We start from the raw sequence: 15,895 nt of genomic DNA on the forward strand, positions 1-15,895 counted from the left end.
AGATTGAATTGGTTTTTAGCAGCTCATGATTTCCCTAGCGCGGCAATGCGCGCAGCAATTGCGCCGGAAGCTTTGCGAGAGTCCAAAAGCTCTTGCCAGAGCCTGCATGCGTCACTGCTTATATTTCGGCACAATCTGACATCTGCATCGGTCAGATATGCAAGATGCGATATGTGCGCCAAACCGGCATCTGTTATCTTCGCGCCGCAGATTCGAAGCACCGCAAGATTGCTAAGCCCGGATAAATACGCGAGTCCGGCATCAGTTATTTCCGACTTGTGGCTGTCGCAGTGAGAGACATCAAGCTCTTGCAACCTTGTGAATCCCGCTATATGCGATAACCACGCATCAGTTATGGTGTTTTCGACATTGTAGAGGTAAAGCTTCTCCAATTTGGTGAGACTTGAAAGGCTTGCCAGTCCCCTATCGGTTATTGCTGTTCCTGTTAGGGTGAGAGTTTTCAAGTCAGTCAAACCGGACAAGTGAACTAGTCCCGCATCGCTTACGGCAGAGCTATGCAAGTTCACTCCCTGTAGCTTTTTTAGCTTCGCAAAATACGGCATTCCCGCATCAGTTATATTTCTCCCGTCAGTCCAGAGTACTTCCAGATTAGTAAGCCCTTGCAGATGCGCTAAGCCTGCGTCGCCAACCGTGGTTGAGTAGTCGATGTTCAAAGATCGCAACTGAGTCAACCCGGACAAATGCCTCATTCCGTCATTGGTAATATTGCTCATTTGTCCCAAATCCAGCATTTCCAGATTTCTCAGTCCCGACAGATGCGCTAGTCCAGCATCTGTTATGTCAGTTGCTCGCAGTTTGAGCGAGCGCAGGTTAGGACAATCCGGTAACAATGCTGCAAGATCTTCGTCAGTCAATTGGTGACCGAGAGTGAAATCCAACTCCGTTGCCAAACACGCAAAGTTAACAGGAGCAGGCGGTCTTGCCTTGCCTAGTATCGATACATATTGGTCAAACTTATTCATGAGCTTGTGTCTCCTGAGGTTTCCTGTCTCCGCAAGAAAAGAGCGTGCAGCAGCTAAGCAGCACAGAAGCTGCCTAGCTGCACACACTAACTACATTGTAAATCTGGATTTTTCTTCGTCAGTGTATGGTTTAAGTCTGACAGTGATTTTGCCGGACTTATACAATCTAACGAATTCTTCCTGCAAAGCTTTGAGTTTCTTTTCCTCCTCATCCGTGTCGGAAAGAACATTGATCGTTATATGAGTGATCTCCTTTCCGGCTTCTTTACTGATGTTTTTCGACCTAATCTGAAGTGAATACGTTGGTTCTTCAGCCTCAGATTCTTCTCCTTCCGAACTCATGGCCTGCAAAACTGCAAGAAGATCCTCTACACTAACTTCATTCAGCGCTTTCGTATCAATAAACACCATCGCCAGTGTCATCAAAAGTGCACCGGTAAGGTCAGTGCGCTCACCGGATTCATCGATTGTTTTTTGTCCTTCGGCTGTTGGCACCCACTTACCCGCGGCATCTTGCTCTACTGGTATTGTCTGCACGCCGGCGGTCTCCATGATGCGTGACAACACTCTGATGTCTCGTTCTGCTGCGCGAACATAGCTCTCTTCACTCGAACGTACATTTACAACAATCTCCGGCGGATTCGGTCCGTCTTCAGTTTCGACCGTTAAGAAGAAACTATTGCAGGCAGAATTCCACAATTGAATGAGTTGCTTAGCGGCTTCCGATGCGGGTTGTGGTTGATCTTGGTTAGTCATGATTTTTCCTCTGTTAATTGTTGATCTGTTTCTCAAGAAAAATGGGCGCTAAATTTCTGGAGGCAATTGGGGCATTACTACCAACCCGACTCGTGCGATGTTTTTGGAATCATCGACACCCAAGTGCGGGCTGCCTTCGAATGTCATTCCGAAGGTGGCAAGCATGCCTTCCAAGCTAACCTTCTCCATTTGCCCTGTCTTCATTGCGTACAGAATGGAGATATTCATTCTGTGGTCGCTAAACTTAGCGCCCAATTGTTCTTCCAAGAATTGGATTTCGTTACTCATGTCAGTCAACAACAGCCTGTTTTTGAAACCGTGTTTGTTGATCAACATGTTCGCAATCTGCTCAAGTGGCATGCCTTGTCGCTGCAACTTCCGATTAGTCCAACCAGTAAGTGCAGTAATCTCCGGTGAAATCTCGAAGTCGACTTTTACAGGCATGCAGTAACTCTTCAGGATTTTTCTCTCTTTCAAATTGAGCATCGTCAATCCGACCTCAATCAGCCGACCTTCTTGGTGTTCGCAGTCGACTACGTTTGCGATATTGGAAAACTTCATCGATTTCACCTCCGTAGCAAAACAGAGACTCCTTTCGAAAGAAGTCTCTGTATGGGTTCGTTTATCGTCGATTACTTACTATGCTGCTTCAGCAAATCGACTTCCTTTCCCGTGTTGTCCTTGCCTTCGTATTTGATCTCGACAAGCTCTGTCAGATCATCAAGAATGTACCAGCAAGGAGCATGATGCTCTGGAATAATCAGCACACAATTGTACTTTTCCTCCTTCTTGCGAGGATGTGTGACTGTCATGAACTCGTAATAGCAGGATGAATAATTCAGCTCGGTTCTGTCTGAATGTTTGACTCTCAGCTCGCGGCTGCAGTTATCCAGCTCTCCGAGTTCGGCATCCCTGAGCTTCTTCACTCTATCTACGACTTTCTGAAAAATGTATGCCATGTTTTTACACGCTCCTTTGATTAATGTCCACCACTGCACGACTGGTGTGACGGTCTGCCATAGCCGTTATAGTGCTGCATTATAGGCATCGAGCAGGAATTGCCGTTGCCGTCTCTGCGTGCACAATAAGAGCCGGTAGAATGGGAGGGACGAAATTGCGGAATTAGCTCTTCCTGCTTCTTTGTTGAATCTTGTTTATCTTTCTTGCTCATGGTCTTTTTCCTCACGTGTTTTCGGAGTTATCGCTTCTCATAGATGGCGCACTTGCCTTCGTTGGCGCCAACGATTCCCCAAAATTTAAATTCTGTCGACGACGGCCGACGATAGGGTATTCCGGTTTTGTACATGTGAAACTCGATTGTTTCGTCTTTGAGAGTCTCCGTTGCATCGGGCACCGGCTGTTGTACCGTCACGGTCACGTTACAGCCCGTTGATCTCACCTCGACAACTCGAGAGCCTACCGGCACTTCAATGGAAGAAATTCGTAGAAACTCTTCCGTGAAACCGGTCGATGAAAATCCGTGTTCCTTTTCTACTATCAATGGCATGTTGTTTACCTCACTGTTTACTCCAAATGTCCCCGCGGAGATCCTTCAATGCAAAGCACTCGGGGATCGGTCGACAGTAAATCGATGGCCTCGAGAGTGGCTCTGCACGCCCAGACATCGCCAATTTTGGATGAGACACTCAATCCCGGAATTTCCTTCGCGTCGAATTGTTCTTTCACTCTCATCAAAAATGGATATTGTCGATTCGGATTTTCGCTACCCGCAATCTGGTGAGCCAAATACGCATCAACGTTACCGCCGAGTCGCTTCGCATCAAGAAATCTCTGTGTTACGTCTTCGACTTCGTCTGTTTCCTGAATTGCCGGCTCGATTTGATCGTCCTCATCGGCAGCATTTTGTATGATGTTCTGAATCGCACGGACAGCAACCGCGACAGTGGTCACTCCAGCGACAATTAAAACTACGCCCAAAACTTTTATCATAGTAAATCCCTCGCCTTTTTCTGTGCCGAAGAGGCAAGCACGATGGTGTGTCATTCATGCCATCGAACTTGCCTCTGCGATTAGTTGTTTTTCTATTTATGCGCCATGCGCATCTGAAAGACGTTGCGCAAACAGGGCATTTGCCGCACTGCCAGCAACTACGCTTGAGGCGAGCAATTGCCAGAATTGTGTCGTCACCAACGCACCCGGAATAGCAGCAGCTGCAATGAGAACCATGAAGCTACCGACTGCCGCAAAAATCAGTGAATTACCGAGCATGCTCAGTCGTTTCTCAACACCAGATGCAGGCATCTTATACGGCGGATTCACTTGGGCAGATACTATCACCAGAAGAGCAACCACTGCTTGAACTGCGGCAAGCGATAGTGCCAGCGCTGCGATCGACAATGTCGACGAGCTAGAGTGCATGTGAACGAGATAAGCCTGCATAACAAGTTGGCATGCGAACAGAATTGAATATACTTTTTTCATGCTGAAATCTCCAAGAAAATTAGTTTTCGACCCATATCGGAGAAGCAAAACCTCTCCTAATCTCTAATCAGCGACGTGTATTAACGTCGTATACATGCTTGGGGCACTTCATTACTTCTGCGGTCCATTCGTCCCACGGAAGATCGCAGTGCACACACGGACCTCCTTCTTCTTCAGCCTGGTGTAGTCCAGTTACAGCTCTTGCTACTGGGACCGGTTCACGTCTTGTAGTCGACTCACTTATTTCTAGTTTTCGATCTTCTGTCATTTGTTTGTCCCCACTTGGGTATTCGCTGAAAACAAAAGAGAGGACTCCACGAGGAGTCCTCCCGTGAACTTATGTCAGTTGATTGAGTTTCTTTGGCAAATCTGAGATCGGCACTGAGATCTGCAAACCTTTGATTCGCATGTCCTTCAGCGCAACCTCGTTGTTTGCCAATTCGTTTTCGCCTATGATCACCGCCCATCTGCAGCCAAGCTTGTTAGCCTCCTGCAATTGCTTGGTGAAGGAGCGGCTCTTGGTTCCTGCAGCTGGAAACTCGAGGTCAGCAGAGATTCCTGCTTGACGCAACGATGTTGCAACCTGCAACGCTACGGCGACGTCCGTGCTAACAACAAAGACATCGACGTTTGTCGTAGGCGGCTCCTTAAGTAGCAGAAGCAACCTTTCCAGCCCAACAGCCCAGCCGACTGCAGGTGTTGGTGGTCCGCCAAGACTTTCGATGAGATTGTCATAGCGACCACCGGCTGCGATTGTGGACTGAGCACCGAGGCGGCTGTCTTGCGAAACGATTTCGAAAACCGTCCGCGTGTAATAGTCCAGACCGCGTACTAGGCGTCTGTTGACTGCAAACGGGACTTTCAGTTGAAGCAGAGCAAGTGTCAACGCATCCCATTGGCTGTCGCAATCAGCACACAGATAGCCGAGCGGACCCCGTACATCAATGAATTGCTCTTGATCGGCTTGGACCTTGCAATCGAGCATGCGCAACGGATTGCGTTCGTATCTGTTATTGCAGTCTTCGCAAAGACTTGACAGACGATCACGCAACTTTTCTTTCAGCGCTTCACGATAGGCTGGGCGACATGCCGAACAACCAAGAGAGTTGATCTGCACTTCGAATTCAGCCACGCCTGCCTTCCTGAGGAAGTCGCAGGCGATGGCAATTGTTTCTGCGTCAAGCAATGGACTGGCACTACCGAAAGCTTCCAATCCGAGTTGATTGAATTGCCTGTAGCGGCCGGTTTGTACAGCTTCGTTGCGGAAGTATTGACCCATGTAGAACAGCTTTGTCGGAGGACGCAGCCTGTCCATTGCTGAGTTCAAAAACGCGCGCGCGGCTTGTGCAGTCCCTTCCGGACGCAAGGTAAGCGGGCGGTCTGCTTTGTCGACGAAGGTATACATTTCCTTGTTGACCACGTCGGAGCCTTCACCTGCCGTGCGGCAAAAGAGTTCTGTCTGTTCAAAAATCGGCAAGCGAATTTCCTTGTAGCCGGCAGACTTCAGTGTCGTGCGCGCAAGCTCTTCCAACTTTTGCCATTGTTCACTTTCAGCAGGCAGCACGTCGCGAGTTCCACGTGGCGGCTGCATGGAAATATTCTGTTTTTCTGGGTTAGTCATTTCGGTTTCCTCTCAAAGAAGAAGTCGCAGAATTGTCACTCTGAGCAAAACGCAGTGAAGCGAAGAGTCTCGGCCGTTAAGGCGTGAGATTCTTCGCGGGGCTCAGAATGACGTTCCGCGACGGGATTTCAGATAATTGCTATGCGAAGACGGCACAAAGTCAGACGGTAAACATGCCGTCGAAAATTGCCGTTAACGTAATCTGTGCTTTGCTTGCGCTTTAAGTAATGCTTCTTTTTAAAACCAATGTATTGGTGAATCTAACTTACACATTAATGTCCAAGGGATTTTCAAATAAACTATGTAAGTGGGGATTACACCACAACTTAGTCCTAGCGCTGTTCGCGCACCCCCTCTCTTTGTCATTCTGAGTCCGCAAAGCGGGCGAAGAATCTCGTAGCTTAAGTAACGAGATTCTTCGTCACGGCTGGGTCGCTCCTCAGGATGACGCAACCACAAAGAGCGCATGCAATGCGCCCCTACGCCAAAGGATGACTATTCCAGAATTAACCACTTGGCTCGAACTTTTTGACTCGTTTTCCGTATTTACACTAGGAAGGCGTGAACACGGGGACAGTTGACATGTCTATACATGTTGTCTACACTAAAGTTGGGCGACTCGAATGGGATCCCTCCAAAGCAGAGAAAAACTTCCACACGCACGGCTATGAGTTCAGTATCTGCGAACAGTTGTTTCTGGGAGAATTCACAGATCAAGTTGATGACAAAAGAGATTATGGCGAACAACGCCATATAGCCACAGGATCAGTTGCTTCCACGGTATTAGTAGCCGTATACACGCTGCGCAACGAGGGCAAAAGAATTATTTCCGTAAGGAGAGCCAACAGAAATGAAAGGAAAGGCTATTTCAAAAGAAAAACTCAAAAAGCTCAGTCGCTTTAGCACCAGAGCTTATGACCAGACACCCAGGCGTCGTCTACCGGACGTCAACTGGGACCTTGTTAAAGACATGACGGATGATGATATCGACTATTCGGATATTCCAGCAACTGACGAAGAATTTTGGGCGGATGCGGAATTGATTGTGCCAGAGAACAAAGTTGCATTAGGCGTACGCTTTGATCGTGACGTCGTGGATTGGTTCAAAAAGCAAGGACCAGGCTACCAAACCCGCATGAATGCAGTGTTGCGCCTCTACATGCAACGCAAGAAAAAGAGGCGATAAGCTATTCCAGATACTTCTCGATGGCTTCAACAATACGCTCAGATGCTTTGCCGTCCCCGAACGGGTTCACAACTGTCGACATAGTCTTGTAAGCACCGGCATCTTTCAGCAATGTGTTCGCGGCTTCAAAAATTCCTTCGCGGGTGACGCCGACTAACTTGGACGAGCCGGCAGTAACTGCTTCGGGTCTCTCTGTATTCGTGCGCATGACGAGCACTGGCTTACCGAAAGTCGGTGCTTCTTCCTGGATGCCGCCGGAGTCGGTTAAGACGAAATGGCACTTCTGCAGAGCATAAACAAATGGCAAATAGTCCAAAGGCTCGATGAGAATCAATCTTGGATGATCTTTGAAAATCGGCTTGAATGAATCACGCACGACAGGATTTTTGTGAATGGCATAAAGCACTTGCACATCTTCATGCGCATCGGCAATTTGACGAAGAGCATGGGCAATTTCTTCCATGCCAGTGCCCCAGTTTTCTCTGCGGTGGGCTGTTACCAAAAGCACTTTCTTGTTATCAAAATCCGCATTAGCGAAAAGATTCTTGTCGACGAGATTACCGTTGAGACGAGATACTGTGTTTTTCAACGCATCAATAACAGTATTGCCAGTTAGGTAAACGTGATTGGTAATTCCTTCACGTCTTAAATTGTCTACTGCAAGTTGAGTAGGCGAGAAGTGTAAAGTCGCAAGACGTCCAACTTGTTGTCGCGCCATTTCTTCCGGAAATGGATTGTATCTATCGCCTGTGCGAAGACCTGCCTCAACGTGTCCGACAGGAATTTTCTGGTAGAAAGCAGCGAGTGACGCCGCCATCACCGTCACCGTGTCGCCTTGCACTAGCAACATATCCGGCTTGGCTTCGGTCAACAATTTGTCGACACCAAGAATTACTTTCGATGTGAGCTCCGGCAATGTTTGCCCGTGTTGCATCAAATTCAAATCGTATTGTGGCTCAATCTCGAACCACTTCATCATCTGATCAAGCATTTCTCGATGCTGCGCCGTTGACACAACAATCGGCTCGACTTTCTTAGACGCCCGCAAAGCATGGACAACCGGCGCCAGCTTTACAGCTTCCGGTCGAGTGCCAAAAACACACATTACGCGCTTTTTCATGGGTCGATTTTATCACCTCACAATCTTTAGCTTCGGCTCGTTGCTTGGAGTCCCGGCGTGGAATAAATAGATGAGAAACGACTTGTGTTTAATGTCATGACTGATAAAGAAGCTGCACATAAGGACTACTACTACACCCTTGGCGTCGGCCCTGATGCGACGTCCGAGGATATTCATGACGCCTATGAGCGGCTCTATCATAAATTCGGGCCCCATGTGACTTTGTCGGGTCAGGACCCGGAAATGATGCTTAAGACGTTTAAGGAAATTACCGAAGCCTACGAGATACTTATCAACCCCGAAAAGCGCAAACAGTTCGACAGTACGGGTTCCATCCATTCGTCGCGCTCGGATTTGCGGAAATTATGGGCACAATCCGCAGGACCCAAACCGAGCAGTGGTGGGTCTAAAGGCGAGTTGAAAATTGCCCGGGACACCACAGTCACTATTCCGATTACCTTGAAAGAAGCACTCAAGGGCACTCGCAAAGAGGTAACTCTTAAAGACTCGGTTGTTTGTGAAGATTGCAGCGGGTTGAAGCCGTTAGTCAGAATGCAATGCCCCAACTGCCACGGTATTGGATTTACCAGAGCCGATCGCAAAGAAGAAATCGACTTGCCTCCCGGCATGTATCACGGAGTCGAGGTTCGAATTCCGGAAAGTGGCACACTGGATACTCAAAGCGGAAAACATGGCGATCTGGTCATCAAAATTGAACTCATTCCCCACCCGCAATTCAAAATTGTCGACAACAACCTAACCTGTACAATTCCGGTCACGCTGTTTGAAGCAATGTTGGGCGCAGATATTGAAGTGCCAACCGGAACAGGCAAGGTTGTCATGAAGATACAACCCTTATCGCAAAACGGAAGAGTTTATCGATTGCGTGGACTTGGTTTGGCAGGAGCCGATCAGTTAGTGACGATTGAAATTCGCATTCCGGAAAAGCTAACCGCCGAAGAAAAATCACTTGTTCAAAGACTGGCGAATTCGTCAAAGATGGCGAACCCGCGCAAAGATATTTTGTAAGTCAATTTTGTTGATTGAACCGCATTGTCAAGCGGATCAAATCTCTATCTGCATGGCAACTATTTTTTGCCTATTTGATATTGGTTTGAACATAGATCGATATCCGATCGCATAACGCTTAAAGAGCTGCGCCAACCACTAATTCCTCTTGTCAACTATACTTTGGTTAGTTCTAACTCAAAGTGCCACCAGTTGGGCGTTTCCGCCCGACATATATTTGCTTTTCAACAGGTAATTTATATAGGGTGAGGGCGTCATTTTATTCTTCTCTTTTCACAAAGAACAAACCCCAAGAAATAAGTATTCAAAAGCATTTTCCAGATCTGAAGCCCAGCATATTGCGGGTCAGGTCTTTATGTCTTAACTCCACAGTTACTCAAAACGGAGAAAACCATATGAAAGACGTATCCAAACTCACGAAAGCTCAACGCGCAGAAATCGCCGACGGCATTCGTTTCAACCATGTCCCTGTGAACTCGAAGTATGGTTTCTCCCAACTTCAGCAAGTTCGCAACCTTGACCTTCCAGACGGCTCAGTGCTTCTTGGCTGGCCAGATATTCACGGCGAGGTGGTCAATGAAATGGCTATACAAATTGGCGAACGCCTTGCTCGCGATCTCAAACCAATGGGCAATATTCTCTTCGGCGATGTGTCAGATCAACCGAACATCAGTCGCTGGCCACAACCCATTAACGCCAAGTCATACGATCTCAATCGCGAAGAAACAAAAGTGGGCAAACTCATTACCCGCATTCACGTGATTTCAGGAGCCGCAATCACTCTGGTCATCGACGGTAATCACAACAGATACCAAGCGTATTTGAATGACAAAGCTGCCCCGCTGGCAACTTTGGACAACCGCGACGGCTCTCGTGTGTTCAACACCAAAGAACGCATGAAGATTTCGCGCGACCTACCGATCACAATTCTGGCAGGCTCCCTCAATCGAGGAGGCTTCGACGGCGGCGTGCTCATCAACAAGAAACACTTGGCCACACACGGCAACAGAAGCACACGCCAACCAGGTGGAGCTTCTCGAGTGATGTCCGACAATCTGAATAAATCAGTGCACATCGGGCACACACACAAAGCTGCCAACGGCGCACGAGAAACAACCGGCATGGGCGTAATTACCTGGTCGGAAAACGGATTTCTCGCCATGCTCAGCTCGCACATCATGGCCTACCAAGGCAATCTCGATAAAAACTGGCAAACAAATTTGACGGTTTTCACAATCGCTCATGGTGGTGTAGTTGCTATGCAGCTTGTACCCATCATGCCGATGGTGACGCCAGATGGACGAGAAACATACGGCCTTATCTGGAACGGTAAGACGTATCTCGCTACCGACTATTGATATCGACCAGCACATCTAAGCCCTGCTGCTCGTGCGGCGGAGCTTTTTGCTGTTTTCGGAGACTTACAGATGAAAAACAACAAAAACACAAAAACAAAGGCTGGTCGGTCTAATCAAGTCACAACCAGCCGAAACACACAACAGGAAAAACTCGCCAAGAAAATTAAGCGCGCTGCACGAGACGAAGTTTTGCTTGAAATCGTCATTAGCAACTGCATGCGCACCGGCGAACTTCCCTCACCAGAAGCGGCACTCGATTGCCACGAAACACTGTTCGGCTTCCTCGGACCGTATTGCGAATACGTCGCCGAGCGCAGGAAGAACCAGAATCTTCCGTTTGATAAAGTGCTTCAAACAAAGAGAATCTGGAACTTCAATTGCGACCCGCTGAACGATCTGACTCCTAACGAATTCGGCGACGAATTCATGGATTTCTCTTGCTTGGATAGAGGCGGCTTTTCTGATCTGCCACTCATTTCCAACAGAATCCCCGGCATGCTCAAGAGACTGCATCAAGGCGGCCGCGGCAAACCACGCGTAACGCTGCACTTGTGGACGGATGTACCTGCGTTTAACTCGATACACCCCAGCACCGGTGCATGGCTCGAATCCGACTCCGCGAGATTCGGAACGTACAAACTAGTTCGCAATCACGGACTTCCGATTGCGTATGAAAACATCGAGTTCTACAACCCAAATGAAAAGGTTGCGAACATGCGCAAGAAAGGCGTCTTGATTCTTGTTGACGACAAGGATTCAACCGCCATGAAGGTCCAAGAGATTGGACGTGTTTGCTTCGTTCCGAAACATGCGTTCAACGGCAAGGTCAATGACCCTCGTGTTGTTTACCTCGACAGCATCGATCAACTGGAATTTGCCGTGCGCACATTCTACACAGAGTTGTATCGAGCATTGAAAGAGCGCGAAGCAATCACCGGTCCGCTCCGCAAGCCGTTCTTCGCGGATTTCCCTATTAGCTAATTGCTGACTCACATATCGTCATCCTGATTCGTAGGGGCGCATTGCATGCGCCCTTTTGTCAGCATGGTGGTTCGAGATCAGCATCAGAATGAGGACAAAAGTCTTATGCCAAACGACAAACAAACTCAGTTTTTGGTCTCAATCTGCAAGCACCCAGATTTGAGCTTGGCGAAAGCCGGCACGTACGCTCCGACTGCGGACTTGCCTGTTGGTACTGAAATAATTACCGTCGCCAACCGCGCGTGGCCTCTCATTGACGTAGGCTGCAACGAGGTGCTCATCGATATTCTTCGCGAGAAGCAAAGGCAAAAAACGCCTGTGCTGCTCATCATCCAAGGCGGAGAATTCGACTATCACTCTTTCGAGAAGCTCAATGCCGATAAGCCATTGACCGAAGGTCATCCGTATTTGATTGACGCAAGTCAACAAATCAGATACGAACGGCGAATTCTACGCATGTTCGAGCTTTATCGCCAAGAAATCAGGGAACAGTTTTTGCAATTCGACAATATCATCGGTCTTATACTTCTGCTGAAAAACATGGGTCCCGGCATTCGCAATGACGTCGACACACTGCACGTCATTCAGCGTGAAAAAACCAAGCGTGACATTCTGCGCTTGAAGATGTCCACCAAGGCCATGAAGTTGGATCGCAGACTGGCTCAGCATATGAATAGACTGACAAACGGCAAGTTCATCGAAAAACTCACCAAAGAGTTCAAGACGCAACATGTCGCCCGCTTGAAGGCCGAGTACATCTCAGTAGCATTGGCGTCGAGAGACAAAGATGCTCCACCGCTCACCGAGGAAGAAGAAGCGCAACTGATGAGAGACGCAAAGAAATTTGCTGAATCAGATGCGGCTCGACTGGCAACGGACGAAGCTGTGGCAGAAGCAAAACGCTTGATGGAAGAAATTCAGACAGAACTCGGCGAACAAATTGCTGAAGAGTTTCCGGAACACGAAAAGGAATTCATCGCATTTCCGGATGGTGACTTCGACAAACTCATTGGCTTCAGCAAGAGCGAAAAGGTCAAAGTGTTGCCTTTGGGTGCAGGTATTGTGCTCAACGGCTTCAAGCCGGAAGACAACGCCGTTTACCGCGGTACTCTCTTCAAGTGCATTGACTTCAATCGCATGATTCCCGGCCAAGCAGCAATCTACGAACGCAGACAGCGTGGTATCGACGTCGTGTTGAATTCCGGTGGCGCTTTCAGCAACACCTACAACATGACCGCCGACGCCAACAGCTCGCTAGCGTTTGCTCAGTGTCAGGCTATCGAAGTTGGTTGCAACTTCAATAGAACCGAACTGCGCGCCCGCGACTACAAGAACATCGCCGCCGGCGTTTACGTCGGTGTCGTCTTGGAAGGCGGACGCATTTTCGGTCAGGCATACAACATCCAGCCTGGCAATGATGGCATCATGTTCACTGTGATCGGTCCTAAGATCTTCAGTGCAACTAAAGCCACTGCACTCTGCAACTTCAAACCACTGCCGCTTCCACTGGGTCAAACCGTGGAAATCGAAGAAGACGGCGATGCTTGCAACAACGAGCATTGTCACAACTGCGAAGAATAAATGACATGCGAACATCGAGAAGCGCTCACTAGTTGAGAACTCAGTCTGGATGCTCGCAAGACAAAAACAAAACGCCGGGCAACGGGAAAATACCATTCCCGCCTCGGCGTTTTTGTTTTTTTTTACATTCTTACTACTTGTTTTAGTATCTTCACAATTTTTTTTAAAATTGAAACGAAAACACTTGCGTAGGGGCGCATTGCATGCGCCCTTTTGTCATTCTGAGTGAAGCGAAGAATCTCACGTCTTTAACACGCGAGATTCTTCGGCCGTCGCCTCAGAATGACGTTAGCGGATCGTCACGGCTTTCTTCTTCGCGCGGCAAGCTTTCTCAATTTTCTTGAGAACGGTTCCCCAGCGATAGAATCCGCGCTCTCGCAGAACCTGCGAAATGCGGCCTCTCGATTGCTTAACCACCTTGCCTGTCTGATTGTCGATCGTGAAATCAGTGCGTGTCTGCCCGAATGCGTGTTCGAGCAAAACAATCACCTTCGTTCGTTCCGGACTGACGCGCTTCATCTCGAATTCGCGCAGGTCAGCCTCAAAGCCGTCGTGTTTTCCACTAACGCCTTTTATGGCTGTAGCTTTGACAAGCTCAATGTTAGGATCAAGAACCGCTTCCACTGTCTTTTTCAAGTACAGCGTGTCCTTGTCGTTGATTGGCTTTGTGTACGGCTCAGCAAGTATCAGCCTGTACTTGAGCTTGCCGTTGCGAACGAATTGCTTCGCCTTGATTTCAGTAAGTCTGTCGAGAAACTCCTTGCTAAAATGCTCGGCGAACTCCGACTCTGGCGTAGCACCCTCCCGAAGTTCTCTAAGATCATGGAAGCCATGAGCGACTTCCCCGTAAATATCTCTTTCTGCATGTTTGCTCATAATATGTCTCCTTACATGGGAAACGAAGCTGGTATTAAAAGCCCTGGCATCCCGGCCATTCGCTATCCGGTTGCACTTTGAAAAACGGTGCATAGGACGGGCCAGAGCTTTTTTCTTGTGTTGACTCCTGCCCATCAATCAGCCCCTGGCGATTCGGGGTAGGTGTTGGCGCAAGTATCGCGGGAGCGGTTTTCTTCTCCAAAGACTTGAAGTAATCTTCGAGCCCCAGCTCCATACCGTCAGCGAATTTGCGCTGATATTCCGGAGATGACAAAAGCTTTCTTTCGTCGGTGTTGTTGATGAAACCGTGCTCCAAAAGAATCGTCGGTACAGGTGAATTTTTCGGGATGTAGAAGTTATTCTGGTGAATGCCTCTATCCTTAGCACCGGTCGATTTCAAAACCGCCTTGTGAATGAATTCAGCAAGTGGTTTGGACTCTGCAGTCGTGTAATACGTCTCTATTCCGGAACTCGTTGTTTCGCCTTCAGACGAATTGATATGAACGCTGACAGCAACATCAGGTCGGTGACGCTGAATGGTGCCTACACGTTCATCGAGTCCCAGAAAAAGATCCGTAGCTCGCGGCAGAATAACAATTGCACCTTTTTCCTCAAGCACCTTGCGGTACATGAGTACGAATTGCAACGTGAGATCCTTTTCCAAAACCCCACCGCGCTGGGCGCCCGAATCGCTGCCGCCGTGTCCTGCGTCAAGGAGAACGGATTTCGCATTCGAGAATTTCCATTCCGCCTCATCGACGAAAACACTTTTCAGCGTGAGCTCGGGGCGCTTGTCCTTACCGGCACCACACACATTGGGATTTGTGCAGGGCGGCAGCTGGTCCAGTGGTACGGGTTTGTTTTTAGGTGAGGTGTCTGCGGCAGCTTGTGATGACTGAGACAGAACATACGATGCGAACAATGCCATCAAGATGGCGGCTAGTTGTAGTTTGTTTTTCATGGACCGTGCCTCCGGTAAATGCGTAGAAAAGAAAAAGGGCGCATGCAATGCGCCCCTACAAAATGTGTGAGCCCGATGGCTATATCCGGAGAGGAACCATCAGGTTCGTCTGTGGCTAGATCGGGAATGATGGATCCATTGGGTCGTGCGGGTAGTCAGGCTCTCGCCATTCACCAACAAATGTCGAAACTCGGAAAGTCATTCTGACTATGTGTTTACGCCAGAAAAACCCAACGAAGCACTCAGACTTTTCTTCTGGAAAATTGCAGGCGCCAATTGTATTGCCGGGTAGAGCAAAATATAGCGCGCAATGATCAGCAGCTGACGCCGAGAGATGCGCAATTGCCTCATCGAGATCGATTGGCTCATCGTGCACTTTGCGCGCTTTAGTGATCCGCATTGTCACTGAAGCTTTGAGATAAAGTCCACCGTCTCTGTACCGAATGTACAACGGCAACTCCTGCTCGCCTTCGTAAGGTTTTCGTCGGACAATGGGGTATTCGGGTAATCCGGTTGGTTCAATGCATTGCTTGACCGCCCAGCGAAATGCCCTAGCAATTACCGAACGCATTGATTCCTGATCTAGCGTTGATTCCGCTAATTCTTCAGACATCTAGACAGTCTCCGGATTTGGCGACTCTTGCAGGTGTCTGACATGTTTGAGCTGTTTCATCTCACTGCATTTGTGGTCGATACAATACTGTCTGTCCGGACTGTTCTTAACCACAGCCTGGGCAAGTTCGGCTTCGAGCTTTTTCTTCTGAGCCAATAAAGCTTCCCTTTCTTTCTCGGAAAGTTGACCGGCCAACTTGGCTTGAATGCGGTACAAAGCGTCGCGCTTTTTGTATAGATTTTGGTTGTTGTTAGACATTGGATTGTCCTCTTGGTTTTTTGAGTAACAAATTGACAGCGTGGTACCACCCCCTCAGCGACAATTGGCTGAGAGAAGGGCACTAACGCTTATCAGGAAAAGTTTTTCGGTGTTTAAACGAGCTATAAAT

The 15,895-nt window shown here is 48.5% G+C and carries 21 protein-coding genes; 6 read left to right on the forward strand and 15 right to left on the reverse strand.

The window, feature by feature from the left end; all coding sequences use genetic code 11:
• Nucleotides 1–23: 23 nt before the first annotated feature.
• From K2Y22_06195 to hisS, 10 genes are all read right to left on the reverse strand, one after another.
• Nucleotides 24–983, reverse strand: coding sequence for a hypothetical protein (locus K2Y22_06195; GenBank protein MBX9878033.1), 960 nt, complete (start codon nt 981–983; stop codon nt 24–26).
• A 90-nt stretch (nt 984–1,073) separates the two neighbouring features.
• Complete coding sequence (locus K2Y22_06200) at nt 1,074–1,739, reverse strand: hypothetical protein (protein MBX9878034.1); 666 nt, start codon at nt 1,737–1,739, stop codon at nt 1,074–1,076.
• Nucleotides 1,740–1,787: 48 nt separating this feature from the next.
• Nucleotides 1,788–2,300, reverse strand: coding sequence for a hypothetical protein (locus K2Y22_06205; GenBank protein MBX9878035.1), 513 nt, complete (start codon nt 2,298–2,300; stop codon nt 1,788–1,790).
• Nucleotides 2,301–2,371: 71 nt separating this feature from the next.
• Complete coding sequence (locus K2Y22_06210) at nt 2,372–2,698, reverse strand: hypothetical protein (protein ID MBX9878036.1); 327 nt, start codon at nt 2,696–2,698, stop codon at nt 2,372–2,374.
• Between the two features lie 20 nt (nt 2,699–2,718).
• Nucleotides 2,719–2,910, reverse strand: coding sequence for a hypothetical protein (locus K2Y22_06215; protein MBX9878037.1), 192 nt, complete (start codon nt 2,908–2,910; stop codon nt 2,719–2,721).
• A gap of 27 nt (nt 2,911–2,937) precedes the next feature.
• Nucleotides 2,938–3,246 (reverse strand): hypothetical protein, encoded by a 309-nt coding sequence (locus K2Y22_06220; protein MBX9878038.1) that lies wholly within the window; start codon nt 3,244–3,246, stop codon nt 2,938–2,940.
• Nucleotides 3,247–3,263: 17 nt separating this feature from the next.
• Nucleotides 3,264–3,689 (reverse strand): hypothetical protein, encoded by a 426-nt coding sequence (locus tag K2Y22_06225; GenBank protein MBX9878039.1) that lies wholly within the window; start codon nt 3,687–3,689, stop codon nt 3,264–3,266.
• 96 nt (nt 3,690–3,785) lie between these two features.
• Nucleotides 3,786–4,181, reverse strand: coding sequence for a hypothetical protein (locus K2Y22_06230; protein MBX9878040.1), 396 nt, complete (start codon nt 4,179–4,181; stop codon nt 3,786–3,788).
• A gap of 67 nt (nt 4,182–4,248) precedes the next feature.
• Entirely contained in the window at nt 4,249–4,449 is a 201-nt protein-coding gene (locus K2Y22_06235) for a hypothetical protein (protein ID MBX9878041.1), read from the reverse strand.
• A 69-nt stretch (nt 4,450–4,518) separates the two neighbouring features.
• The gene (gene hisS, locus K2Y22_06240) at nt 4,519–5,802 is read right to left on the reverse strand and encodes a histidine--tRNA ligase (GenBank protein ID MBX9878042.1); all 1,284 of its coding nucleotides are present in this window, start codon (nt 5,800–5,802) and stop codon (nt 4,519–4,521) included.
• A 561-nt stretch (nt 5,803–6,363) separates the two neighbouring features.
• Here hisS and K2Y22_06245 point away from each other — a divergent pair.
• Both K2Y22_06245 and K2Y22_06250 read left to right on the forward strand, forming a co-directional pair.
• The gene (locus K2Y22_06245; GenBank protein ID MBX9878043.1) at nt 6,364–6,705 is read left to right on the forward strand and encodes a BrnT family toxin; all 342 of its coding nucleotides are present in this window, start codon (nt 6,364–6,366) and stop codon (nt 6,703–6,705) included.
• A complete protein-coding gene (locus K2Y22_06250; GenBank protein ID MBX9878044.1) occupies nt 6,653–6,988 on the forward strand; it encodes a BrnA antitoxin family protein in 336 nt (111 codons plus the stop codon). Before K2Y22_06245 ends, K2Y22_06250 begins: the two co-directional genes overlap by 53 nt.
• Nucleotide 6,989: 1 nt before the next feature.
• On the opposite strand, the gene wecB is transcribed toward K2Y22_06250, so the two are convergent.
• Nucleotides 6,990–8,108 carry a UDP-N-acetylglucosamine 2-epimerase (non-hydrolyzing) gene (gene wecB, locus K2Y22_06255; GenBank protein MBX9878045.1) on the reverse strand — a complete coding sequence of 373 codons (1,119 nt, stop codon included), beginning with the start codon at nt 8,106–8,108 and terminating at the stop codon, nt 6,990–6,992.
• A 96-nt stretch (nt 8,109–8,204) separates the two neighbouring features.
• On the opposite strand from wecB, the gene K2Y22_06260 reads away from it, so the two are divergent.
• The 4 genes from K2Y22_06260 (at nt 8,205) to K2Y22_06275 (ending at nt 13,057) form a co-directional block, all read left to right on the forward strand.
• Nucleotides 8,205–9,137 (forward strand): DnaJ domain-containing protein, encoded by a 933-nt coding sequence (locus K2Y22_06260; protein MBX9878046.1) that lies wholly within the window; start codon nt 8,205–8,207, stop codon nt 9,135–9,137.
• Between the two features lie 395 nt (nt 9,138–9,532).
• Entirely contained in the window at nt 9,533–10,495 is a 963-nt protein-coding gene (locus K2Y22_06265) for a hypothetical protein (GenBank protein MBX9878047.1), read from the forward strand.
• 69 nt (nt 10,496–10,564) lie between these two features.
• Nucleotides 10,565–11,476 carry a hypothetical protein gene (locus K2Y22_06270; GenBank protein ID MBX9878048.1) on the forward strand — a complete coding sequence of 304 codons (912 nt, stop codon included), beginning with the start codon at nt 10,565–10,567 and terminating at the stop codon, nt 11,474–11,476.
• A 105-nt stretch (nt 11,477–11,581) separates the two neighbouring features.
• Complete coding sequence (locus K2Y22_06275; protein MBX9878049.1) at nt 11,582–13,057, forward strand: hypothetical protein; 1,476 nt, start codon at nt 11,582–11,584, stop codon at nt 13,055–13,057.
• Nucleotides 13,058–13,345: 288 nt separating this feature from the next.
• On the opposite strand, the gene K2Y22_06280 is transcribed toward K2Y22_06275, so the two are convergent.
• From K2Y22_06280 to K2Y22_06295, 4 genes are all read right to left on the reverse strand, one after another.
• A complete protein-coding gene (locus tag K2Y22_06280) occupies nt 13,346–13,933 on the reverse strand; it encodes a hypothetical protein (GenBank protein MBX9878050.1) in 588 nt (195 codons plus the stop codon).
• 34 nt (nt 13,934–13,967) lie between these two features.
• A complete protein-coding gene (locus K2Y22_06285; protein MBX9878051.1) occupies nt 13,968–14,894 on the reverse strand; it encodes an N-acetylmuramoyl-L-alanine amidase in 927 nt (308 codons plus the stop codon).
• Nucleotides 14,895–15,009: 115 nt separating this feature from the next.
• Nucleotides 15,010–15,507, reverse strand: a complete 498-nt coding sequence (locus K2Y22_06290; protein ID MBX9878052.1) for a hypothetical protein — start codon at nt 15,505–15,507, stop codon at nt 15,010–15,012.
• The gene (locus tag K2Y22_06295) at nt 15,508–15,765 is read right to left on the reverse strand and encodes a hypothetical protein (protein MBX9878053.1); all 258 of its coding nucleotides are present in this window, start codon (nt 15,763–15,765) and stop codon (nt 15,508–15,510) included.
• Nucleotides 15,766–15,895: the final 130 nt, after the last annotated feature.

This window comes from Candidatus Obscuribacterales bacterium (assembly GCA_019744775.1).
Lineage (GTDB): Bacteria > Cyanobacteriota > Vampirovibrionia > Obscuribacterales > Obscuribacteraceae > SBAT01.

Bases quoted from the DNA above. Each gene is read 5' to 3' on its own strand.
- K2Y22_06260 (MBX9878046.1), top strand. From the start codon at position 8,205: ATGACTGATAAAGAAGCTGCACATAAGGACTACTACTACACCCTTGGC.
- K2Y22_06220 (MBX9878038.1), bottom strand. From the start codon at position 3,246: ATGCCATTGATAGTAGAAAAGGAACACGGATTTTCATCGACCGGTTTC.
- K2Y22_06235 (MBX9878041.1), bottom strand. From the start codon at position 4,449: ATGACAGAAGATCGAAAACTAGAAATAAGTGAGTCGACTACAAGACGT.
- K2Y22_06210 (MBX9878036.1), bottom strand. From the start codon at position 2,698: ATGGCATACATTTTTCAGAAAGTCGTAGATAGAGTGAAGAAGCTCAGG.
- K2Y22_06295 (MBX9878053.1), bottom strand. From the start codon at position 15,765: ATGTCTAACAACAACCAAAATCTATACAAAAAGCGCGACGCTTTGTAC.
- K2Y22_06225 (MBX9878039.1), bottom strand. From the start codon at position 3,689: ATGATAAAAGTTTTGGGCGTAGTTTTAATTGTCGCTGGAGTGACCACT.
- K2Y22_06285 (MBX9878051.1), bottom strand. From the start codon at position 14,894: ATGAAAAACAAACTACAACTAGCCGCCATCTTGATGGCATTGTTCGCA.
- K2Y22_06265 (MBX9878047.1), top strand. From the start codon at position 9,533: ATGAAAGACGTATCCAAACTCACGAAAGCTCAACGCGCAGAAATCGCC.
- hisS (MBX9878042.1), bottom strand. From the start codon at position 5,802: ATGACTAACCCAGAAAAACAGAATATTTCCATGCAGCCGCCACGTGGA.
- wecB (MBX9878045.1), bottom strand. From the start codon at position 8,108: ATGAAAAAGCGCGTAATGTGTGTTTTTGGCACTCGACCGGAAGCTGTA.
- K2Y22_06290 (MBX9878052.1), bottom strand. From the start codon at position 15,507: ATGTCTGAAGAATTAGCGGAATCAACGCTAGATCAGGAATCAATGCGT.
- K2Y22_06195 (MBX9878033.1), bottom strand. From the start codon at position 983: ATGAATAAGTTTGACCAATATGTATCGATACTAGGCAAGGCAAGACCG.
- K2Y22_06230 (MBX9878040.1), bottom strand. From the start codon at position 4,181: ATGAAAAAAGTATATTCAATTCTGTTCGCATGCCAACTTGTTATGCAG.
- K2Y22_06250 (MBX9878044.1), top strand. From the start codon at position 6,653: ATGAAAGGAAAGGCTATTTCAAAAGAAAAACTCAAAAAGCTCAGTCGC.
- K2Y22_06270 (MBX9878048.1), top strand. From the start codon at position 10,565: ATGAAAAACAACAAAAACACAAAAACAAAGGCTGGTCGGTCTAATCAA.
- K2Y22_06275 (MBX9878049.1), top strand. From the start codon at position 11,582: ATGCCAAACGACAAACAAACTCAGTTTTTGGTCTCAATCTGCAAGCAC.
- K2Y22_06280 (MBX9878050.1), bottom strand. From the start codon at position 13,933: ATGAGCAAACATGCAGAAAGAGATATTTACGGGGAAGTCGCTCATGGC.
- K2Y22_06205 (MBX9878035.1), bottom strand. From the start codon at position 2,300: ATGAAGTTTTCCAATATCGCAAACGTAGTCGACTGCGAACACCAAGAA.
- K2Y22_06200 (MBX9878034.1), bottom strand. From the start codon at position 1,739: ATGACTAACCAAGATCAACCACAACCCGCATCGGAAGCCGCTAAGCAA.
- K2Y22_06215 (MBX9878037.1), bottom strand. From the start codon at position 2,910: ATGAGCAAGAAAGATAAACAAGATTCAACAAAGAAGCAGGAAGAGCTA.